11 protein-coding genes are annotated in these 22,030 nt (G+C 74.4%); 3 read left to right on the top strand and 8 right to left on the bottom strand.

Annotated features, from left to right (window positions below; translation table 11 throughout):
* Positions 1-3: 3 nt before the first annotated feature.
* The 3 genes from ACFVFH_RS08335 to ACFVFH_RS08325 form a co-directional block, all read right to left on the bottom strand.
* Complete coding sequence (locus tag ACFVFH_RS08335) at positions 4-3,768, bottom strand: UvrD-helicase domain-containing protein (protein ID WP_383765075.1); 3,765 nt, start codon at positions 3,766-3,768, stop codon at positions 4-6.
* A 58-nt stretch (positions 3,769-3,826) separates the two neighbouring features.
* The gene (locus tag ACFVFH_RS08330; RefSeq protein ID WP_383765074.1) at positions 3,827-7,708 is read right to left on the bottom strand and encodes an ATP-dependent helicase; all 3,882 of its coding nucleotides are present in this window, start codon (positions 7,706-7,708) and stop codon (positions 3,827-3,829) included.
* A 401-nt stretch (positions 7,709-8,109) separates the two neighbouring features.
* Entirely contained in the window at positions 8,110-8,544 is a 435-nt protein-coding gene (locus ACFVFH_RS08325) for an MGMT family protein (RefSeq protein WP_383765073.1), read from the bottom strand.
* Between the two features lie 206 nt (positions 8,545-8,750).
* On the opposite strand from ACFVFH_RS08325, the gene ACFVFH_RS08320 reads away from it, so the two are divergent.
* The 3 genes from ACFVFH_RS08320 (at position 8,751) to ACFVFH_RS08310 (ending at position 15,422) form a co-directional block, all read left to right on the top strand.
* Positions 8,751-11,627 (top strand): lysylphosphatidylglycerol synthase domain-containing protein, encoded by a 2,877-nt coding sequence (locus tag ACFVFH_RS08320; RefSeq protein WP_383765072.1) that lies wholly within the window; start codon positions 8,751-8,753, stop codon positions 11,625-11,627.
* A gap of 335 nt (positions 11,628-11,962) precedes the next feature.
* Positions 11,963-13,567: an alpha/beta hydrolase gene (locus ACFVFH_RS08315; protein ID WP_383765070.1), complete on the top strand. Its 1,605-nt coding sequence runs from the start codon at positions 11,963-11,965 to the stop codon at positions 13,565-13,567.
* A gap of 331 nt (positions 13,568-13,898) precedes the next feature.
* Positions 13,899-15,422: an alpha/beta hydrolase gene (locus ACFVFH_RS08310; RefSeq protein ID WP_383765587.1), complete on the top strand. Its 1,524-nt coding sequence runs from the start codon at positions 13,899-13,901 to the stop codon at positions 15,420-15,422.
* Between the two features lie 61 nt (positions 15,423-15,483).
* Here ACFVFH_RS08310 and moeZ read toward each other — a convergent pair whose 3' ends face one another.
* The 5 genes from moeZ to ACFVFH_RS08285 form a co-directional block, all read right to left on the bottom strand.
* On the bottom strand, positions 15,484-16,662 hold the full coding sequence (moeZ, locus tag ACFVFH_RS08305) for an adenylyltransferase/sulfurtransferase MoeZ (protein WP_383765069.1): 1,179 nt from the start codon (positions 16,660-16,662) through the stop codon (positions 15,484-15,486).
* A gap of 85 nt (positions 16,663-16,747) precedes the next feature.
* Positions 16,748-17,578, bottom strand: coding sequence for a spherulation-specific family 4 protein (locus ACFVFH_RS08300; protein ID WP_383765067.1), 831 nt, complete (start codon positions 17,576-17,578; stop codon positions 16,748-16,750).
* Positions 17,566-18,531, bottom strand: coding sequence for an NAD-dependent epimerase/dehydratase family protein (locus tag ACFVFH_RS08295; protein ID WP_383765066.1), 966 nt, complete (start codon positions 18,529-18,531; stop codon positions 17,566-17,568). Before ACFVFH_RS08295 ends, ACFVFH_RS08300 begins: the two co-directional genes overlap by 13 nt.
* A 155-nt stretch (positions 18,532-18,686) precedes the next feature.
* Positions 18,687-20,063 (bottom strand): hypothetical protein, encoded by a 1,377-nt coding sequence (locus tag ACFVFH_RS08290; RefSeq protein WP_383765064.1) that lies wholly within the window; start codon positions 20,061-20,063, stop codon positions 18,687-18,689.
* Positions 20,056-21,873: a DUF3492 domain-containing protein gene (locus ACFVFH_RS08285; protein ID WP_383765062.1), complete on the bottom strand. Its 1,818-nt coding sequence runs from the start codon at positions 21,871-21,873 to the stop codon at positions 20,056-20,058. Before ACFVFH_RS08285 ends, ACFVFH_RS08290 begins: the two co-directional genes overlap by 8 nt.
* Positions 21,874-22,030 lie beyond the last annotated feature (157 nt).

The raw sequence follows: 22,030 nt of genomic DNA, 5'->3' as shown, positions 1-22,030 counted from the left end.
GCCCTACGGCTCGGGCGGCGGCTCGTCGAGCAGGATCCGTTCCAGCTCCGCGCGGCCCGGCAGGCGGGCGGGGCGGACGGTTTCCCCGCTGCGCACGTACAGGAACGTGGCGGTGACGTCGGTGAGCGGCAGGCCGTGCAGCTCCGCCCAGGCCAGGCGGTAGACCGCGAGCTGGAGGGGGTCGGCGGTGTGGGCGCGGGCGGTCTTCCAGTCGACGATCTCGTAGGTGTCCCCGGTGCGGTACACCGCGTCGATGCGGCCGCGGACCACCCGGCCCGCCAGGGTGATCTGGAACGGCGTCTCGACGCGGTACGGGGTGCGGCGGGCGTACGGGGTGCGCTCGAAGGCCTCCTTCAGCGCGGCGAGGTCGCGCTCGTCGGCGATCTCCGCGTCGTTCTCCGCACCGCCCGGCAGCTCGTCGGGCCCCAGCATGGGGAGCGGCAGCTCCTCGAAGCGGGACTCCACCCAGGCGTGGAAGCGGGTGCCCCGGCGGGCCGCCGGCTGCGGCGGCCTCGGCATCGGGCGGGCCAGCTCCCGGGCGAAGGCGTCGGGGGCGTCGGCGAGGCGCAGCAGCTGGGTGGCGGAGAGCGACGCGGGGACCAGGACGTCGCGCACGGTGGCGCGGGCGCGGCGCAGTTCACCGGCGAGGGCGTCCAGGTCGCGGTCCCAGGAGGCGAGGGTGCGGGCCTCCTCGGGGGTGAGACGGTGCGCCCCGGCGGACTCGGGGGCGCGGGCCGCGGGGACGTGGGGGGCGGGGGGCAAGGGCGTGGAGGCGTGTCCGGGGGGTGCGGAGGTGTGGGTGGGGGGCGTGGGGACGTCGGTGGACGGGGGGTGCGCCGGGAGCGCGTCCCAGTCGTCGGGGGACCCGGCCCCGTCGGGGAAGCCGGCCCCGTCGGGGAAGCCGGCCCTGCCGGGGAACCCGGCCCCGTTGGGGAAGCCGGCCCTGCCGGGAGGCCGGGCACCGGCGTGCCGGGTCCCGCCCGGGAGCGGGGCCCCGCCCTCGTACGCGCCGCCTTCATACGCGCCGTCGCCGTACGCGCCGTTGTCGTTCACCTCCGCGCCCGCGTACGCCCCGTCCTCGTAGGGCCCGTAGCCGTACGTCTCTTCGCCGTACGCCTCGTCGTCGGGGAACGGCGCCTCGTCGTCCGCCCAGTCGTCGGGGAAGGGGGCGTCGGGGAACGCCTCCTCGGGGAAGGGGGCGTCGTCGTGTACGGCGGCGGGCGAATCGTCGTGCGCGGCCGGTGCCCCGTCCGCGGTGGCCAGGGCCTCCAGGTGGGCCATCACCGTGGCCGCGGCGGCCCGTCGGCGGGTCAGCGCGGTGTCGTCCAGGGGCAGCGGCCACGCCAGGTCGGCGGTCCCCTCGCCGAGCGCCGGGTTCTCCTCGTTCTCGGCCGGCTCGTCGGCCCAGACCTCGATCTCGCCGTGCCCGGCCGCGCAGTGCTCGTACAGCGCGTGCAGGAAGCCGGACGGGCCGCGCGGCTTCTTCTGGGACGGGCCCCACCAGTGGCCGGAGCCGAGCAGCAGGGTGCGGGGCCGGGTGAAGGTGACGTATCCCAGGCGGAGCTCCTCGGTGTGCTGGTGCTCCTTCATCTCCTCCTTGAACGCCTTGAGCCCCTTGGCGTCCCAGGAGTGCACATCGGGGAGGGTCGCCCGGTCGCCGCGCAGGGCGTGCGGGAGGACCTTGGACTGGGCGGTCCAGGAGTCGCGGGACTGGCCGCTGGGGAACTGGCCGGTGACCAGTCCGGGCACGGCGACGACGTCCCATTCCAGGCCCTTGGACTTGTGGGCGGTGAGGACCTTGACGGTGTTCTCGCCGCCGGGCAGGGCGTTGTCCAGGCCCTTCTCGTACTGGACGGCGGTGCGCAGGAAGCCGAGGAAGGCGAGGAGCGTGGCCTCTCCCTCGACGGCGGAGAAGCGGGCCGCGACATCGAGGAAGTTGGCGAGGGTCTCCCGGCGGCGGGCGGCCAGGGCCTGCGGCGACGCGGAGAGCTCGACCTCCAGACCGGTGGTGGCCAGGACCCGGTGCAGCACATCCATCAGCGGGTCGCCCAGCGAGCGGCGCAGATCGCGCAGTTCGGCGGCGAGGCGGGCGAAGCGGACGCGGGCCTCGGCGGAGAACGGAAGTCCGTCGTCCGCCTCGCCGCCCGCTTCGAGGAAGGTGTCCAGCGCGTCGGCGAGCGAGATCACCTCGGCCGGGTCGATGCCCTCGACCGCCTCGGCGAGACGGCGGTCGGGGTCGACATCCTCGTCGCCGTGGGCCGCGCGGTGGACGAGGAGCCGGGCCCGGCGGCCGAGCAGGGCCAGATCGCGGGGGCCGATCCGCCAGCGGGGGCCGGTGAGCAGCCGGACCAGGGCGGCGTTGGCGCCCGGGTCCTGGAGCACCTCGCAGACCGCGACGAGATCGGCGACCTCGGGCAGATGCAGCAGCCCGGACAGCCCGACGACCTCGACCGGGACGTCACGGGCCACCAGCGCGGCCTGGATCTCCGGGAAGTCGCCCGCCGTGCGGCACAGCACGGCGATCTCGCCGGGCGCCTTGCCGGTCCGCACCTGATGGGCGATGGCGTCGGCGAGCCAGTCGATCTCCTCGGCATGGGTGCGCAGCAGGGCACAGCGGACGGTGCCGTCGCGCTCGGCGCCGGGGGCGGGGCGCAGCGCCTCGACGCCTTCGTGCATGGCGCGCAGCGGTGCGGCGAGGCCGTTGGCTAGGTGCAGGAGCCGGCCGCCGCTGCGGCGGTTCTCGCTGAGGGAGTGGCGGGTGGCGGGGGTGCCGTCGGCGTGCGGGAAGTGGCGCGGGAAGTCGTCGAGGTTGGCGACGGACGCGCCGCGCCAGCCGTAGATCGCCTGGCAGGGGTCGCCGACCGCGGTGACGGCGTGCCCGGTCGCGCCCCCGGGGCCGCTGCCGAAGAGGGCGGAGAGCAGGAGGCGCTGGGCGACGGAGGTGTCCTGGTACTCGTCGAGCAGGACGACGCGGAATTCGTCGCGCAGGATCGTGCCGACCTCGGGCCGGGTGAGGGCCAGCTCGGCGGAGAGCGCGATCTGGTCGCCGAAGTCGAGGAGGTCGCGGCTCTTCTTGGCCTCGCGGTAGCGCCGGGTCAGCCGCAGCAGCTCGCGGCGGGCCTCGGCGGTCTCGGGAATCCTGCGCAGCTCGGCATTGCTGAGCCGGGCCGATTCGAGCGTGCCCAGGAGGGCGGTGTCGTGCTCGGCGAGCTGCTCGGGGCGTACGAGGTGTTCGGCCAGCTCCGCGTCGAGCGCCAGCAGATCGCTGACGAGGGCGGGGAACGACCTGGTCAGGGCCGGGTAGGGGCCGGGGGCCTCGCGTAGTACGCGGGCGGCGAGCTGGTAGCGGGTGGCGTCGGCGAGGAGGCGGGTGGTGGGTTCGAGCCCGATGCGGAGCCCGTGCTCGGTGAGCAGCCGGCCGGCGAAGGCGTGGTACGTGGAGATGCTGGGCTCGCCCGGGGGGTTGTCCGGATCGATGGCTTCCGGATCGGTGACCCCGGCCGCGATCAGGGCCTTGCGGACGCGCTCGGCGAGCTCACCGGCGGCCTTGTTGGTGAACGTGAGCCCGAGGACCTGCTCGGGGGCGACCTGGCCGGTGCCCACCAGCCACACCACGCGCGCCGCCATCACCGTGGTCTTCCCGGACCCGGCTCCGGCCACGATCACCTGCGGGGCGGGCGGCGCGGTGATGCAGGCCGTCTGCTCCGGGGTGAACGGGATACCGAGGAGCTCCTTGAGCTGCTCGGGGTCGTTGATGCGTGAGGACACCCGTCGAGGCTAACCGGGCCCACCGACAACGCGTGGTCCCGGAGGCCCGGGACCACGCTCACTCCAGGACGTGGCGGCCCTCCGGCTGTGCGCTGCACGAGGCCCGGAAGGCGCAGTGCGTGCAGTGCTGGCCGGTCGTGGGGGTGAAGCGTTCGTCCAGGACCCGGCCCGCGGCGGTGGCCAGCAGCTCGGGGACCCACTCACCGGCGAGGGGCTCCTGCGCCTGCACCTTGGGGAGGGCTTCGCCGCCCTCCTTCTTCGGGGCGGGCTGGCGCAGCTGTACGAGTTCGGCGCCGCCGGGCTCGGGGCGGCGGCCGTCGAAGACCTCGTCGACCGCGCCTTCCCGGACGGCCAGCTGGTACACGGCGAGCTGGGGGTGGCGGGCGACCTCGTCCCTGGTCGGGGACTGCTTGCCGGTCTTGAAGTCGACGACGTAGGCACGGCCCTCGGCGTCCTGTTCGACGCGGTCCATGGAGCCCCGGATACGTACCTCGTACTCCCCCGCCGCCAGTGTCACGTCGAAGTCGTGCTCGCTCGCCGCGGGGGTGCGGCCGGCCCGGTCCATGACGTGCCAGCGCAGGAAGCGTTCCAGGGCGTCCCGTGCCTGTTCCTTCTCCTGCCGGGACTTCCAGGGGGCGTCGAAGACGAGACCGTCCCAGACCGAGTCCAGCCGCTCCATCAGTACGTCGAGATCGGCGGGGGTACGCCCGGAGGCCACTTCGTCGGCGAGCACGTGGACGACGTTGCCGAAGCCCTGCGCCGCCGTGGCCGGGGCGTCCGCCTTCACCTCGCGGCCGAGGAACCACTGGAGCGCGCAGGTGTTGGCGAGCTGGTCGAGCGCGCTGCCGGAGAGGGCCACGGGCTGGTCCCGGTCGCGGAGCGGGACGGCGGAGCGGGTCGGTTCGTACAGGCCCCACCAGCGGTGGGGATGGGCCGCGGGTACGAGCGGCCGGCCCTCGTCGTCGGTGAGCGCGGCGAGGCGGGCGAGGCGGTGCGCGGCCTCCTCGCGCAGCGCCCCGGAGGCTTCCGGGTCGACGGTGGTGGCGCGGAGTTCGGCGACGAGCGCGGCGACGGCGAGCGGACGGCGCGGGCGGCCGGTGACGTCGCGCGGTTCCGCACCGAGCTCGGTGAGGAAGCGGGACGGCTGGTCGCCGTCGTCGGCGGGCGCCTTCACCGCGGTGACGACGAGGCGTTCGCGGGCCCGGGTCGCCGCGACGTAGAAGAGCCTGCGCTCCTCGGCGAGGAGGGCGCCGGGGGTGAGGGGTTCGGCCAGACCGTCGCGGCCGATCCGGTCCGCCTCCAGCAGAGAACCGCGACGGCGCAGGTCCGGCCAGAGTCCCTCCTGCACGCCCGCCACGACGACGAGCCGCCATTCCAGGCCCTTGGAGCGGTGCGCGGTCATCAGCCGTACGGCGTCGGGGCGCACCGCGCGCCTGGAGAGAGTGTCGGCGGCGATGTCCTGGGCGTCGACCTCCTCCAGGAAGTTGAGCGCCCCGCGCCCTCCGGTGCGCTCCTCGGCGCGGGCGGCGGTGTCGAAGAGCGCGCAGACGGCGTCGAGGTCGCGGTCGGCGTTGCGGCCGCCCGCGCCGCCGCGCAGCGCGGCGCGCTCCAGTCGGCCCGGCCACGGGGTGCCGGACCACAGTGCCCACAGGGCCTCCTCCGCGGTGCCGCCGCCTTCGAGGAGCTCACGGGCCTTGCGCAGGAGTGCGCCGAGGCGCTGGGCACCGCGGGCGTACGCCGGATCGTGCGTGACGAGCCGTTCGGGCTCCGCGAGCGCGCGGGCCAGCAGGTCGCCGGAGGGCGCCGGTACGCGGTTCCCGGCGGCCCGCTCCTCGTCACGCAGGGCCCGGCCGAGACGGCGGAGGTCGGCGGCGTCCATGGAGCCGAGGGGGGAGGCGAGGAGGGTCAGAGCGGTCTCGGTGTCCAGCCAGGAGGACACCTCCGGAACGTCGCCCGCCGGGGCGGGTGCTGCCGGGGCGTCCGGGACATGGCCGTCCGCCGGGGCGAGTGCTGCCGGGACGTCGCCGTTCGCCGGCACCGCCGGGCCAGCCGTGTCGGCCGGGACGTCGTCCTTCCCCGCCACTGCCTGGCCAGCCGGGACGTCGCCGTTCGCTGCCACTGCCGGGCCAGCCAGGACGTCGCCGTTCGCTGCCGCTGCCGGGCCAGCCGGGACGTCGTCGTCCGCCGCCGCTGCTGGGGCTGCCGGGGCTGCCGGAACGTCGTCGTCCGCCGGCGCCGCCGGGCCAGCCGTGCCAACCGGGACGCCGTCACTCCCCGCCGCTGCCGGGCCCTCGTCCTCAGCCGGGCGGGAGCCCTCCGGAACACCGCCCCCGGCCACCGCGAAACCCGCCGGGGACCCCACCGGGCCACCGCCCTCGGCCACCGCAAAACCCGCCGCGGACCCCACCCGGGGCCCCTCCGGGGAGCCGCTCTCCCCCGCCAGGCCCCCCTCTTCTCGCACTCCCTCGCTCTCGCTCTCGACCCCGTCCTCCTCGTCCGCGCCCGGCGTGCCCCGGCGCAGGGCTGCCGTGGCGACCGCGCGCAGGGCTGTCAGGAGCGGGGCCACCGCCGGTTCGTGGCGCAGGGGAAGGTCGTCCCCGTCGACCTCAAGGGGGACGCCCGCCGCCGTCAGGGCGCGGCGCAGCGAGGGGATCGTGCGGCCCCCGGCCCGTACGAGCACCGCCATCTCTTTCCACGGGACGCCGTCCTCCAGGTGGGCCCGGCGCAGCAGATCGGCGATGTGGTCGAGCTCGGTGGACGCGGTCGGATAGGTGTACGTCTCCACGAGGCCGCCCTCGCGGACCGCGGTGAGCTCCCGGTGGGCACGGACCTTCGCCGAGGGCAGCCGGGTCAGCGGCATCCGGCGGGTGAGCAGCCGGGTGGCCGCCAGCAGCCGCTCGCCGGAACGCCGCGAGGTGGTGAGCACGCCGACGGGGGCCGGGGCGCCGTCCGCCCGCCGGAACGTCTCCGGGAAGTCGAGGATGCCGTTCACATCGGCCCCCCGGAACGCGTAGATCGACTGGTCCGGGTCGCCGAAGGCGATCAGGTCCCGGCCGCCGCCGGCGCCCGAGGTGCTCCCCCGGTTGCCCGCCAGCGCGTGCAGCAGCCGCACCTGCGCCGGGTCCGTGTCCTGGTACTCGTCCACGAACACCGCGTCGTACTGTCCCGCGAGCAGCGCCGCCACCTCGGGGCGCTCCGCGAGCAGCACCGCGCGGTGCACCAGCTCGGCGTAGTCCAGCACCCCCTGCCCGTCCAGCACGTCGAGGTACTCGGCGAGGAACTCGGCGGCGGCGCCCCAGTCCGGCCGGCCGGTGCGGCGGGCGAAGGCGGCCAGCGCGTCCGGGCCCAGGCCCAGCTCACGGCTGCGGGCCAGCACCGCGCGTACCTCGTCGGCGAAGCCGCGCGTGGTCAGACAGGCCCGCAGCTCGTCGGGCCAGCGGATGTGCGCGAAGCCGTCCCGCTCCAGTTCGAGCTGGCCGGCGAGCAGTTCGCGGACGGTGACGTCCTGCTCCGGGCCGGAGAGCAGCCGCAGCGGTTCGGCGAAGAGGTCGGCGTCCTGGTGGGCACGGACCAGGGCGTAGCAGAAGGAGTGGAACGTGGTCGCCTGTGGACCGCGGGCGGCACCGAGACGGGCGGCCATCCGGTCGCGCAGCTCGACGGCGGCCTTGCGGCTGAAGGTGAGCACCAGGACGCGGGCCGGGTCGCCGCCCCGTGCGATGCGTGCGGCGACCGCCTCGACGAGCGTGGTGGTCTTGCCGGTGCCGGGGCCGGCGAGCACCAGGAGCGGGCCGCCGGGGTGATCAACCACCGCGCGCTGTGCCGCGTCCAGGAGAGGAGGGTCCACGGAGCCCGGCGGAGTGCGCACCAGCCGGTACGCGCCCGAGGCCCGCTGCCGTGTTCGACGGTGCGGACTGTGCCGGGTGGTGGAGGAGGAGCTCACGTGGATCGCCGGTCCTGGTGGGTGTACTGATGATGAGGGTGCGGTGCGCGCCGCGAACCTACGAAGCTACGCCAGCGAAGGCGTCCCGGGGGACGACTGCGCTGCGTACCTCGTCACGTTCCGGGGCGCGGAGACCTCCCCGTCGCATATCGCGAGGACTCCTGTACCGCGTGTCGCGGAGACCTCCCCGTCGCGTGTCGCAAGGACACCCGCACCGCGTGTCGCGGGGTACGCCGCACCGCGTGTCACGGGCCCCGGCGCACCGCGCGTCCCCGGTCCCGTCGGGGCGGTCGGTACCGTCACGTCGTGGGTCACGGGCCCCGGCGCCGATCACTTCCCGTACCTCGGGCAAGTCGTACGGCCCCGGCGCCGCCCGCTGTGCCGCCGGATGGCCGAAGCTGTCAGTTGTGAGCACCTCCGCCCTCGTCCCGGTCCGCGCCCCCGTCCGCGGGGACGCCGTCCCACCGCGCCCGCTTCATGTCCAGGCGCGGCAGATGTCCCTCCGCCGCGCGCGGGGCCTCGCGCAGCGGGGTGCTCTCCGCGCGGTAGTGGTCCAGCGCCCGCAGCTCGTGGCCGGGGAGCAGCGCCCCGTCCGCGCGCACCACGCGCCACCACGGCACCGCCGCCCCGTACAGCGACATGACCCGGCCGACCTGGCGCGGGCCGCCCTCGTCCAGCCACTCGGCGACGTCGCCGTACGTCATGACGCGGCCGGGCGGGATCAGCTCGGCGACGTCCAGGACCCGCTCCGCGTACTCCGGCAGTGCGTGGCCCGTGGGGTCGCCGCCCGTCCGGTCCCCGTCCACCCCGTCGCCGCTCGTCCGGTGTTGGCTCATCCCGCCCATCCTGCCGTACGCCACCGACATCGCGGCCCGGTCCGTGCGTGGCCGGTCACAGGGTGTGCGGGCGCGGACAAAGGCGCGTATCTTGCGCTTCGCGTGTCCGTGCGGTGCCCCCTGGTGCCTCCCTCCGTCGCCGGGCCGTGCCACCATCGTGCGGGCGGTGACCGGTGATACGAGAACACGAAGACCAATCAGAGGCGATGAAGGAGGAGGGCGTGCAGCCACCGAAGGCGGCGGACGCCCCTGACGCCGAGCCGCATCCGGACGCCCCCGGCGCCTCCGGCGCACCCGCCGGAGAACCCGGGAGGGCCGTGGAGCCCGGGGCGCCCGGAGAATCCGCGAAGCCCGCCGCCGGGCGGGACGGGTCCCCGGGGCATCCGGCCGTCGGCTCGACGCTCTCGTCCGCCGCGGAGGAGCAGGCCGAGCGCGTCTCGGGGGACGAACCGCTGCTGCCCGCCCGCGTGCACCGCCCCTCCGACCTCATGCGGCTGCTCATCGGGGTCCTGGCGATCGTCGTCCTGTTCTCGATCGCGGCGTTCGCCCATGGCACGACCACCGGTCTCGAACAGGACATCAACAAGGGCACCGGCCAGGCGCCGGACATCCTGATCAAGCTGGCGGGGCTGGTCTCCAGCATCGCCGTGCTGCTCGTCCCGGTCGCCTTCGCCATCGAGCGGCTGATCAAACGCGACGGGCTCCGGATCGCCGACGGGGTGCTCGCCGCCGTGCTGGCGCACGGCGTCACGCTCGCCGCCGATCTCTGGGTCGCGAAGTCCGCCCCCGGCACCATCCAGGACGCCCTGACCCAGCCGCAGCCCGGTGACGCGCTCACCGATCCTGTGCACGGCTATCTCGCACCGGTGATCGCCTACATGACGGCGGTCGGCATGGCGAGACGGCCGCGCTGGCGGGTCGTGCTCTGGGTGGTGCTGCTGCTCGACGCGTTCGCCATGCTGGTCGGCGGCTACACGACCCCGTTCTCGATCATCCTCACCGTGCTGATCGGCTGGACCGTCGCGTACGGCACGCTCTACGCCGTCGGCTCGCCGAACGTGCGGCCGACGGGTCAGCACCTGATGGCCGGTCTGCGCCATGTCGGCTTCCGCCCGGTCAGCGCCATGCGCGCCGACGACGCCCCCGACTCGGGCGACCAGAGCGACCGGGGACGCCGCTATCTGGTCTCCCTGGAGGACGGGCCACCGCTCGACGTCACGGTCGTCGACCGTGAGCAGCAGGCCCAGGGCTTCTTCTACCGGGTGTGGCGCAGGCTCACCCTGCGCGGCATCACCCAGCGCCGCTCCATCCAGTCGCTGCGCCAGGCCCTGGAACAGGAGGCGCTGCTCGCCTACGCGGCGATCGCCGCCGGGGCCAACGCACCCAAGCTGATCGCCACGTCCGAGCTCGGTCCCGATGCCGTGATGCTGGTGTACGAGCACATCGGCGGCCGCTCCCTGGACGCGCTGGAGGACTCGGAGATCACCGACGAGCTGCTGCACGGCTCCTGGCGCCAGGTGAAGGCGCTCCAGTCGCGGCGCATCGCGCACCGCAGACTCACCGGCGACGCCATCCTGGTGGATCGTTCCGGCAAGGTGTTCGTCACCGATCTGCGCGGCGGCGAGATCGCGGCCGGTGATCTGGTCCTGCGGATGGACGTCGCCCAGCTGCTGACCACGACCGGTCTGCGGGTGGGTGCCGAGCGTGCCGTCGCCGGGGCGCTGGAGGTGCTCGGACCGGACGCCGTCGCGGACTGCCTGCCGCTGCTCCAGCCCATCGCGCTGAGCCGGTCCACGCGGGCGGCGCTGCGCCGGCTCGCCCGGGAGCGCTCGCAGCGGGAGCGGGAGGCGGTGCTGGAGGCGTCGGACGCGGCCAAGCGGGCCAGGGCGCACGAGCACGGAGCGCCGTCCGCGGCGTCGGACGGAACCACCGCCGGTACGGCCGCCGAACCGAAGGCCGACCGCGGGGCCGACCAGAAGACCGGCCGCAAGGCCGACCGCAAGGCGCTCCGCAACGAGAAGCAGGCCGAGAAGCGCGCCCTGGACGACGCGCTCGAAGGGGCCCGCGAGGAGGACCTGCTCTCCCAGATGCGGCAGCAGGTGCTGCTGATCCGGCCGCAGGCACCGGTCGAACCGGTGCGCCTCGAACGCATCAAGGCCCGCACCCTGCTCAGCTGCATCGCCGGTGCGATCGCCGCGTACTTCCTCATCTCGCAGGTCACCCAGGCCGACTTCGGCGCGGTCGTCGAGCAGGCCGAATGGGGCTGGGTGGCGGCCGCGGTCGGCTTCTCCGCCCTCAGCTACGTGGCGGCGGCGATGAGCCTGCTGGGCTTCGTGCCGGAGCGGGTCCCGTTCGGCAGGACGGTACTGGCGCAGGTCGCCGGTTCCTTCGTGAAGATCGTCGCCCCGGCCGCGGTCGGCGGTGTGGCACTGAACACCCGCTTCCTGCAACGGGCCGGGGTGCGTCCGGGACTCGCCGTGGCGAGCGTCGGCGCCTCGCAGCTGTTCGGTCTCGGCTGCCACATCCTGCTGCTCGCGGCCTTCGGCTATCTGACCGGCACCGAGAAGACCCCCTCCTCGCTCACCCCGTCCAGGACGGTCATCGCCGGGCTGCTGACGGTGGCCGTGCTGGTGCTGGTGGTGACGGCGGTGCCGTTCCTGCGGAAGTTCGTGGTGACACGGGTGCGGTCGCTGTTCGCCGGGGTCGTGCCGCGCATGCTCGACGTGGTGCAGCGCCCGCAGAAGCTGCTGACCGGCATCGGCGGGATGCTGCTGCTGACCGGCCTGTTCGTGATGTGCCTGGACGCCTCCGTCCGGGCGTTCAGCGGTCCGGACGTGCCGCACCTCAGCTACGCCAGCATCGCGGTGGTCTTCCTGGCCGGCAACGCGCTGGGGTCGGCGGCGCCCACACCGGGCGGAATGGGCGCGGTGGAAGGCGCGCTGACGCTGGGTCTGATCGCGGTCGGTCTGCCGAAGGAGGTCGCCGCACCCGCCGTGCTGCTGTTCCGCCTGCTGACGCTGTGGCTGCCGGTGCTTCCCGGCTGGCTCTGCTTCAACCATCTGACCCGCAAGGGCGAGCTCTGAGCCGGCCGCCCGATCCCGGGGCCGGGCCCCGACCCGGCCGTCCGATCCCGAGGCCCAGCCCGGCCCCGGCCCTGCCCTCCGGCCCGGGCCCGGGGCCGGGTCCGGGCCCCGGTCCGGCCCACTGACCCGCGAGGCCGGCCCCCGATCCAGCCACGCGACCCACGAGGCAGGACCCTGACAAACCCTCAGCCGCCGCGCGAGGCCGGTCGCAAGGCCGGTCACCGGTCCGCCCGCGAGCCCGTCCGCGAGCCCGGTCGGGCTACCGCGGGGCCGCCCGCCACCCGCTTGGACCGGTGCCCCGTGCACCGACCGGCTCACCGCCGCACCATGGGACCATGAGGACCTCCCCTGCCCTGCGTGCCGCCGCCCTGGCCGCCGCCGTCACCGTGCTCCTGCCCATCACCGCCTGCTCGGAGAGCGGCAACAAGGAAGGCCCGGACGGGCCGCAGAGCTCGCCCCTCGCGGCCAACGCCGCCGAGGCGAGCGGCTCCGGCGACCTCGCCTCCCAGAAGCTGACGTGGACGGCCTGCCCGGCCCCGTCCACCGCGCAGGGCGGCGGAAAGGCCCCCTCCCCGCTGCCCGGCGGCACCCGCTGGGAGTGCTCGTTCATGAAGGCGCCGCTCGACTACGCGAAGCCCAAGGGCGACACGATCCGGCTGGCACTGATCCGGGCCAGGGCCAAGGACCAGGGCCGGCGGATCGGCTCCCTCGTCTTCAACTTCGGCGGCCCCGGCGCCTCGGGCGTCGCCACCCTGCCCGCCTTCGGCACCGACTACGAGAAACTCCGCGCCCGCTACGACCTGGTCAGCTTCGACCCGCGCGGCGTGGGCCGCAGCGACGGTGTGGAGTGCGAGACCGACAAGCAGCTCGACGCCCGCTACGAGGCCGACGGCACCCCGGACACCAGTGCGGAGGTGGACACCTTCGTCAAGGACACCCAGTCGTACGCCCGGGCCTGCGAGAAGAACTCCGGAAGGCAGCTCCCCCACGTCGGCACCTCCAACGCCGCCCGGGACATGGATCTGATGCGCCAGGTGCTCGGCGACAAGAAGCTGTACTACTTCGGCATCTCGTACGGCACCGAACTGGGCGGCGTCTACGCCCACTTGTTCCCGAAGAACGTCGGCAGGGCGGTGCTGGACGCGGTGGTCGACCCGTCCGAGGACACCGAGCAGTCCTCACTCGGCCAGGCCAAGGGCTTCCAGCTCGCGCTGGACAACTTCACCAAGGACTGCGCCGACCGCGGCGACGCGTGCAAGCTTCCCGGTTCCACCTCGAAGGAGGTCGAACAGGGGATCTCCGAGCAGCTCGACCGGCTGGAGAAGAAGCCGATCCAGGGGCTCGGCGACCGCAAGCTGACGCAGACCCAGGCGATCACCGGCATCGCCGCCGCCCTCTACTCCAAGCAGACCTGGCCGCTGCTGGAGCAGGGGCTGGACGAGGCCGACGGCGGCAACGGCGGACTGCTCCTCGCCCTCGCCGACTCGCTGAACGGCCGTTCCGAGAACGGCCGGTACGACAACTCGATGGCCGCCAACGCCGCGATCAACTGCGCCGACTCCAAGCAGCGGTTCACCGTGGACCAGACCAAGGCCGCGCTCCCCGAGTTCCGGTCCGCCTCGAAGATCTTCGGCGACTATCTGGGCTGGTCCCTGATGTCCTGCACCGGCTGGCCGGTGGCGGGCGCCTGGGACACCCCCGACGTCCACGCCCCGGGCGCGGCCCCCGTCCTCGTCATCGGCAACACCGGCGACCCGGCGACGCCGTACGCGGGCGCGAAGGCGATGGCCGACGCGCTGGGCAAGGGCGTCGGCGTGATGATGACGTACGAGGGCCAGGGACACGGCGCGTACAACAGCGGCAACGCCTGCGTGCAGAAGGCCGTGGGCGGCTACCTGCTGGACGGCAAGGTCCCCGCGGCCGGAACCGTCTGCAAGTAGCGACCGGCCCCGGGCGGTCCGCCCGGGGCCCTTCGTCCGGACCTGGCCGGGCCGGACCGGCAGGCGGGACCCGACGCGTGCGACCGGGGTGCGGGGCAGGGGAATCGACGCGGCGCACGGGCGGCCGAGGACGACGCGGCGAGCGCACGCACCGGCCCCGCCGGCCCGGCACGATCCGAACGCAAGGCCCTAGCATGGGCGGACTCTCCGTACACCACGGGTGCGGGCAGACCTGCGCGCCGCGGGTACGGGTACATCGGGGAGGACGCCACACGTGGTCGCACACGCACGCGCCGGGGCTCTGGCCGGCACCGCACTTCTGCTGACGGGAATGCTCGCGGGCTGCGGCGGGGGTACGGACGACAAGCCCGCCGGCCGGACCGGCCGCGACGCCGCCGCCCCGGCCGACGGCCCGTCCACGCCGCCCGGCGAGCGGCCGGGCACCCCCCGGCTGCCCGCGTCCCTCGCCTCCCAGCAGTTGGACTGGAAGGGCTGCGAGGCCCGTGCGGGCGAGAGCGCGCCCGGATCCGCGTGGCGCTGCTCGACGGTCCGGGTGCCGCTGGACTACGCGAAGCCCGACGGCGAGACGATCGGGATCGCCCTGATCCGCAAGAAGGCCGGGAACTCCGGCCGCCGCCTCGGCTCGATGCTGTTCGACTTCGGCGGGCCCGGCGCCTCCGGGGTCTCGATACTCCCGCGCGCCGCCGGCGCGTACGACAACCTCAACTCCCGCTACGACCTGGTGGGTTTCGACCCGCGCGGGGTCGCGGGCAGCGAGGGGGTGAGCTGCCGCAGCGACAAGGAGCAGGAGACCGCCTACCGGAAGGTCGACATGACCCCGGACACGGCGGCGGAGGAGGCGGCGTTCCTGAAGGACGGCGCGGACTTCGGCGCCGGCTGCGAGCGCCGCTCCGGCAAGGTGCTGCCGTACGTCGGGACGTCCAACGCCGCCCGGGACATGGACCTGATCCGAGCGGTGCTCGGTGACAAGAAGCTCACCTACTTCGGCATCTCGTACGGCACCGAGCTCGGCGGCACCTACGCGCACCTCTTCCCCGCGCACGTCGGGCGCACCGTCCTGGACGCCGTCGTCGATCCGACCGCGGACACCATCGGCCACGCCCGCAACCAGGCGACCGGCTTCCAGCGGGCCCTGGACAACTACCTCAAGGACCGCGGCCAGGACCCGAAGGCCGGAACCCGGCGGATCGCGAAGCTGCTGGAACGGATCGACCGGAAGCCGCTACCGACCCGCTCGGGCCGCGAGCTCAACGACTCGCTCGCCGTCACCGGCATCGTCATGCCGCTCTACTCCAAGAGCAACTGGCCCTACCTGACCCAGGCGCTGGACGAGGCCGAGAAGAGCGGCACCGGGAACATGCTGCTCCAGCTGGCCGACTCGTACAACGGCCGGGACGCGAAGGGCCACTACGACACCCAGAACCACGCGCAGCGCGCCATCTCCTGCGCGGACAGCAAGCTCCGGCCGACGGCGGACGAGGCCAGGGCGCTGCTGCCGGAGTTCCGGAAGCTGTCCCCGGTGTTCGGCCCGTTCCTGGCGTGGGACACGGCCGGCTGGTGCTCGAAGTGGCCGGTGGAGGGGGAGCACGAGACCCCGGAGGCGAGCGCCCCGGGCGCCGGTCCGGTGCTGGTCGTCGGCACGACGGGGGACCCGGCGACGCCGTACGAGGGCGCGCGCAGGATGGCGGACGAGCTGGGCAAGGGCGTGGGCGTCCTGCTCACCAACAAGGGCGAGGGACACGGCGCGTACGGCCGGAACACCTGCGTGACCTCGACCGTGGACGCGTACTTCCTCGACGGGATGGTCCCGGAGGACGGGAAGACCTGCTCGTAGCGCCGGCCCGGGACCACGACGAAGGGGCCGGTCCGCGGACCGGCCCCTTCGATGCGCTCGTCTAGTACACCGGCTTCTCGGGCTCGATCTGGTTGACCCAGCCGATCACGCCGCCGCCCACGTGCACCGCGTCGGCGAAGCCCGCCGACTTGAGGACCGCGAGGACCTCGGCGCTGCGGACGCCCGTCTTGCAGTGCAGGACGATGCGCTTGTCCTGCGGGAGGTCCTGGAGGGCGCTGCCCATCAGGAACTCGTTCTTCGGGATCAGCTTGGCACCCGGGATCGAGACGATCTCGAACTCGTTCGGCTCACGGACGTCGATGATCTCGATCTTCTCGTCCGCGTCGATCCACTCCTTGAGCTGCTTGGGAGTGATCGTGGAGCCGAGCGCCGCCTCCTGGGCCTCCTCGGACACGACACCGCAGAAGGCCTCGTAGTCGATGAGCTCGGTGACGGTGGGGTTCTCGCCGCAGACCGCGCAGTCGGGGTCCTTGCGGATCTTGACCTGGCGGTACTGCATCTCCAGGGCGTCGTAGATCATCAGCCGGCCGACCAGCGGGTCGCCGATGCCGGCGAGCAGCTTGATGGCCTCGTTGACCTGGATGGAACCGATCGACGCGCAGAGCACCCCGAGCACGCCGCCCTCGGCGCAGGACGGGACCATGCCCGGCGGCGGCGGCTCCGGGTAGAGGCAGCGGTAGCAGGGGCCGTGCTCGGACCAGAAGACGGACGCCTGGCCGTCGAACCGGTAGATCGAGCCCCAGATGTACGGCTTGTTCAGCAGTACGGCCGCGTCGTTGACCAGATAGCGGGTGGCGAAGTTGTCCGTGCCGTCCACGATCAGGTCGTACTGGGCGAAGATGTCCATCACGTTGTCGGCTTCGAGCCGCTCCTCGTGAAGGACCACATTCACATACGGGTTGATGCCCAGCACCGAGTCCTTGGCGGACTCGGCCTTGGAACGCCCGATGTCGGCCTGGCTGTGGATGATCTGGCGCTGCAGGTTCGACTCGTCGACCTCGTCGAACTCCACGATGCCGAGCGTGCCGACACCGGCCGCGGCCAGGTACATCAGGGCCGGCGAGCCGAGACCGCCGGCGCCGACGCAGAGCACCTTCGCGTTCTTCAGCCGCTTCTGTCCGTCCATCCCGACATCCGGGATGATCAGATGGCGGGAGTACCTGCGGACCTCGTCGACGGTGAGCTCAGCAGCTGGCTCGACCAGGGGTGGCAGCGACACAGGAACCTCAACAATGCAGGTGGTCGGTTTCTACGTACTTCAGCTACGTACGGTTGTACTTGCCGTAACACTGCCACGCCCCCTCTCATTCCGAGATACCAGGTCCGATCCGCGAGACGATTTCGTCCCAGTACCTGGGCAGCGCCGCGAATGGATCGGTTTGTCCGTGCTGCCCGTCCCGGTCCGTGAAGAAGATCGTGCCCGCACCCTGCCAGCGGGCGACGCGCATGGCCTCGTCGAGGTGGGTGCGCGGGACGCCGTGGACGAAGTGCGCGAAACGCTCCGGCGGATAGGCGGCGGTCCACTCCGCCACCTGTGACCAGCGGTAGTCCGTCCACGGCCCGCTGAAGGTGACCAGTTGGTCCGCCGCCTCGGCGTAGCCGGGGTACGGATGGCTGCCCACCCCCAGCACCAGCGGCCCGCGCCCCTCCCCGTACGGGCGGTCGCCGTGCTCCAGGACCGTCGCCAGTGTGCTGGTCAGACGGCGCACCGCCGGGAGGTGGGCGCGCCCGGCCGGGCAGCGGCCGAGATAGAAGCCGTCGACGCGGTACCAGTCGAGGAAGCACTGCGCGTCGGCGATCAGCTCCGCGAAGGAGCGGCTGCCGAAGGCGAGATCGAGATGGCCGAGCAGCCGCCCGCCCGCCGCCCGGGTCAGATCGAGCGGATCGTCGCCGTGCACCGCCCGGTCGCGCGCGTTGCGGAGCCGTCCCGCGGCTTCCAGGCAGTGCGGGTCGGGGCGGGCGCCGGGGCCGTTGTCGATGTTGAGGACGGCCCAGTGCAGCGGGGTGCCGGGGCGGGCCAGTTCGGCCCATTCGGTCGGCGCCAGCAGCGGGTGCGCGTAGCCGGGGACGCCGAAGCCGAGCGGCTCGGCGCCACTGGTGCGGCGGGCGGTGCCGGCGCTGGTCAGATACGGCATGCCGCCTCCATCCAGATATCGGCGAGGGACTCCTCCAGATTGATCCGGGGGCGCCAGCCGAGCCGGTCCCGGGCGGTGCGGACATCGGCCTGCTGCCAGGCACCGCACCCGTCGGGGTAGGGGGACGGGGTCGCCGAGAGGTGCTCGATGACCGACTCGGCCGAGGTGCGCGGGGCGCCGATGGGCAGCCGGGGCGGGGGCGCGTCCAGCTCGTGGAGCGCGCCCGCGTATCCGGCGACCCTGGCGAGGACGGCGGCCGCGTCCCGCAGGCGCACGGCGCGGCCGGTGCCGATGTTGACGACGCCCTGGGCGGCGGAGAGCGAGGCGGCGTGCACGGCGCGCGCGACATCGCGTACGTCGACGAAATCGCGCTGCACCCCGAGGCCGCTGAGCTTCAGCTCGCCGTCGCCGGACTGCATGGCCCGGCGCATCGCCTCGGCGAGCCTGCCGAGCGGGGAGCCGGCCGGGGTGCCCGGCCCGACCGGGGAGAAGACCCGCAGCACGACCGCGTCGAGGCCGGAGCCGAGGACGAGTTCGGTGGCGGCGAGCTTGCTGACCCCGTACGGGCCGCCGGGGCGCGGGATCGCGTCCTCGGCGGTGGACGAGCCGGGCTGCGAGGGCCCGTACTCCGACGAGCAGCCGACCTGGACGAGCCGGGCCGTGCAGCCGCTGCGCCGCATCGCCTCGCAGACCGTGGCGACGGCGACCGTGTTGTGCCGGGTCAGATCGCGCGCCCCGCCGCGGGTGGCACCCGCGCAGTTGACGACGACTCCGGGGTGGACGGCGTCCAGGAACCGGGTCAGTGCGCCGGGGCTTCCGCTGGCGAGATCGAACCGTACGTCGGCGTCGTCGCCGCGCCCGAGCGCCGTGAGGTGCACGGCGGGGTCGGCGAGCAGTCGGTCGGCGACGAACCGGCCGAGGAATCCGTTGGCTCCGAGCAGCAGCACCCTCATCGCGCGCCCCCTCGGCGCCGACGGCGAGCTGCCGGTGAAGGGGATTGGGGGGTCATGTCCGGTGTCTCCTTGGGGAAGTGAGATGCGATAGCGGGGCAATGACCCGCGGCGTCGGCTCCGCGGGGCGTGCGATGGCAGTGGTACGGCTGTGGTGGTTACGCGTCGGCCGGGCCTTCGTCGACCGGCCGGGCGTTGTTGTGTGCGGACGCCCTGGAGAGGACGACCGTGGCGGTGGCCAGCAGTCCGAGCGCGGCGCCGCCGCAGGCGACGGCGGGCACGGCCCCGGTGCCCGACGCCATGACGAGCACGTCGACGGGGTGCGCGAGGGCATGCAGACCGGGCAGCCGCCCGGCCAGGACCAGTGCGGGGGCCAGCGCCTCGACCGCGCAGGCGACGGCCATGCCGCCGACGGCGAGCCCGGGAAACCCGTGCACGGTCAGCAGCCGGGCCAGCAGGAGCAGCACCCCGAGCGCGGCCGCCCCCGTGAACGCCCCGCCGCCCCCGTACGCCGCGCGCGCGAGGTACAGCAGACCGGCGAGGGCACACAGATGGAGTGCGACGGCCCCGAACAGCAGGGGGCGCACGCCCGCGGCGAACTCGTCCAGCGCGTGGCTGCCGCGGAGTCTGCGGTGCGCGTGCAGGGAGAAGAGGTGGGCGCACCAGGCGGCCGGGAGGAGCGAGAGGGCCAGGCCCAGCAGCGGTGCGGGGGTGACCGCCCAGGGGCCGTCGGGGCCGCCGCTGAGCACCTGGTCGAGCAGCGGTTCGCCGTACAGGACGTAGCCGAGGAGCCAGCAGCCGTACGCCTTGGCCGCGCCCGATGAGCGGCCTTCGGCGTGCAGGGGGCCGTTGCGCAGGCCGAGGGCGAGTCCGGCGAGGGCGGCGCACGCCCCGGCGAGGGCGATCGCGAGCCGTGCCCGGCCGCCGAGGGCGCCTTCGGTGAGCCCGAGTGCGCCGAGGGTCGCGAGGCAGGCGGCGCCCGGGGCCAGCGCGCGGAGCGACCAGGCGGCGCGGGTGGCGACATCGCGCTCCGGCGCGCCGGGACCCTCGGCGGGCGCCGACGTCACGCCGGGCACCCGGGCGAACAGCTCCTCGGCGAGCGAGAAGACGTCGCGGTGCCGGTAGCGGGCGGCGGTGCGGTCGGTGACGCCATGGGCTTCGAGCCCGGCGGCGACCTCCAGCGGATCGACGGCCCGTTCGCACAGCTCGCGGTGGCGGTGCATCAGCGATTTCACCGGGTCGGCGGGGCCGCGGCGCACGGCACCGGGCCGGCGCGCCGGAGCGGAGCGGGCGATCTCGGGGGCGCGGACGGGGACGGTGGGGCCGGGGGCGCCGCCGGGCGCGGGCGGCCCGGAGACCAGGGCCCGGGAGCGGGGGTCCCAGCTTCCGCCGGTGGTCGGTGTGGCGGGTGCGTCGGACACCTCGGTCGGGCCGCCCATGGTGATTCCTCCGTGATCGTCGTCGGCCGTGTCGGGCCGTGTCGCCCCGATGCGGCCCGGCCCGGCCGTCTCCTGCTCCTGCTCCCGCTCAGACATCGCCGCCACCCGCTCCCCCCGCTCCCGCGCAGACGGCCCGGGGTGCGGCGGCCCAGCTCGGCTTGCGCCAGACCGTGGCCGCCGATGCGGGGTCCGGGGCGGTCCACGGGCCCAGGACGTGCGCCTCGGGCGGGGTGGCGAACGGGCGGGGCCCGTCGGGGGCGCCCACCGCCGGAGCCGCTTCGCGCACCGGGGCGTGCGAGATCAGCTCCAGGTAGATGCCCCGGAATGCCGCGAGGCTCTGTTCGACGGTGAAGAGTTCGAGTGCGCGGGCGCGCGCCGCCGCTCCGAGCCGTGCGCGACGGCGGGGGTCCCGCAGCAGCGCGAGACAGGCGTCGGCCAGTGCCCTGGGGTTGCGCGGGGGCACCACGAGCCCGGTGCCGCCGATGACCTCGACGACCGCGCCGACGTCCGTCGACACCGTGGCCCGGCCGCAGAACATCGCCTCGACGAGACCGGCCGGAAATCCCTCGACCACGCTGGAGAGGACGACGACCCCGCCCGCCGCGTAGGCGTCCGGCAGATCGGGCACCTCGGCCCCGCCGAGCTCCTCGAAGGAGACCGGGTTGTCGCCGACGGTGTGGGCGTCCGCGGCCTCGTCGGGGAACAGCTGGGCGGCGAGCGCCCGGCAGTGCGCGAGATAGCCGGTGTCCTCCGGGCCCGCCGGGGCGCCGACGATCCTCAGCCGGGTGCCCGGCTCGGCCTTCCGCACCACCGCGAAGGCGTGCAGCAGCCCGACCAGGTCCTTGGCCGGCTCGATCCGGCCGACCCAGACCAGGGTGTCGTCGGGGCCGCTGTCGCCGCTCTCCCCCAGCGCGGCGAAGCGTTCCGACTCCATGCCGGGGTGGACGGTGCGCAGCTTCGCCGGCTCGGCGCCGCAGCGCTCCTGCCAGCGGCGGGCGCGGGTGTCCCCGGGGGTGACGATCGCGGCCTGCCGGTACACCTCGGCGGCGAGCCGCCCGTGGAAGGCGGCGAGCAGGGCGCGCACCGGCGCGCTCAGCGGGGCACCGGTCGTCGCGAGGTAGTGCGCCCGCAGGCGCACGCCGTGTTCGGTGACGAGCAGCGGCGCGCCGAAGAAGCGTTTGGCCAGGAGTCCCGGCAGCGCGGCGGCACCGGCGGAGGTCGCATGGCAGAGATCGACCGCCCCGAGGCCCTCCGCGTCGTACCAGTCGAGGGAGAGCGGGCGGAGTTCCCGGTCGAGTTCCCGGACGAGGGCGAGGAGGTCGGGGACGGCGGCGGTCCGGACGGTACGCCCGGCGCCCGGGGCGCGGCAGGCCGCTTCGAGCACCCGGACGGCTGTCTCCGAGCGGAGGGCGGCGGTGAGTCCGCCGTGCTCCCGGGCCAGTTCGGCGAGTCCGTACAGGCCGTCGGTGAACCGCGCGTCCGTGGCGGCCGTACGTCCGGCGCCGCCCGGTCCGCCTCTGCCGGGGGCCGTCTCCTCGCCCCCGTCGTCGGCGGGGTCGGCCGCGCAGACCGAGGCCGCGAGCTCCGTGAAGTGGGTGGTGAAGCGCTGCCGTTCGCGCCGTCCGTAGGGGCGGGTGCTGCCGCCGGTCACCATCCGGGCGAGCAGGCCCCGGGGCGCGCGGGTGCCGAGGAGGTCCGCGTCGGCCGTCCACAGCGGCGCGGTCCGCACCCGGCCGACCTGCGCGGGGAGCGGGACCCGGCCCCGCGCCTCCTGCTCGGCGGAGCGGCTGAGCGCGTAGAGATCGAACTCGTGCTGCGCGCATCCGCGCACCAGGCGGTCGCACCAGAACCCGGACTCACCGGTCGCATACGGGTAGCCACCGTCGGTGAGCAGTCCGATCCGCACGAGCGCACCCCCGATCTCCCTTGTGGACGGCCGCCGTTGGAATGGCGGCTCACAGCGGGACGACCGTAAGCGGATTCGCCGGTGGTGGGGGGGGCGCGTGTGGGTGCGCCCCCCCCCAACGGGGAACCAGGGGTACCAAAACGACCAAGCCCCACAA

The sequence above is a fragment of the Streptomyces sp. NPDC057697 genome (assembly GCF_042799335.1).
GTDB lineage: Bacteria > Actinomycetota > Actinomycetes > Streptomycetales > Streptomycetaceae > Streptomyces.
This window is presented reverse-complemented; position numbering and strand designations above follow the sequence as displayed.

Excerpts from the sequence above, each read along its gene's own strand:
- ACFVFH_RS08295 (WP_383765066.1), bottom strand. The coding sequence starts at position 18,531 with ATGAGGGTGCTGCTGCTCGGAGCCAACGGATTCCTCGGCCGGTTCGTC.
- ACFVFH_RS08290 (WP_383765064.1), bottom strand. The coding sequence starts at position 20,063 with ATGTCTGAGCGGGAGCAGGAGCAGGAGACGGCCGGGCCGGGCCGCATC.
- ACFVFH_RS08300 (WP_383765067.1), bottom strand. The coding sequence starts at position 17,578 with ATGCCGTATCTGACCAGCGCCGGCACCGCCCGCCGCACCAGTGGCGCC.
- ACFVFH_RS08310 (WP_383765587.1), top strand. The coding sequence starts at position 13,899 with ATGCTCGCGGGCTGCGGCGGGGGTACGGACGACAAGCCCGCCGGCCGG.
- ACFVFH_RS08315 (WP_383765070.1), top strand. The coding sequence starts at position 11,963 with ATGAGGACCTCCCCTGCCCTGCGTGCCGCCGCCCTGGCCGCCGCCGTC.
- ACFVFH_RS08320 (WP_383765072.1), top strand. The coding sequence starts at position 8,751 with ATGAAGGAGGAGGGCGTGCAGCCACCGAAGGCGGCGGACGCCCCTGAC.
- ACFVFH_RS08325 (WP_383765073.1), bottom strand. The coding sequence starts at position 8,544 with ATGAGCCAACACCGGACGAGCGGCGACGGGGTGGACGGGGACCGGACG.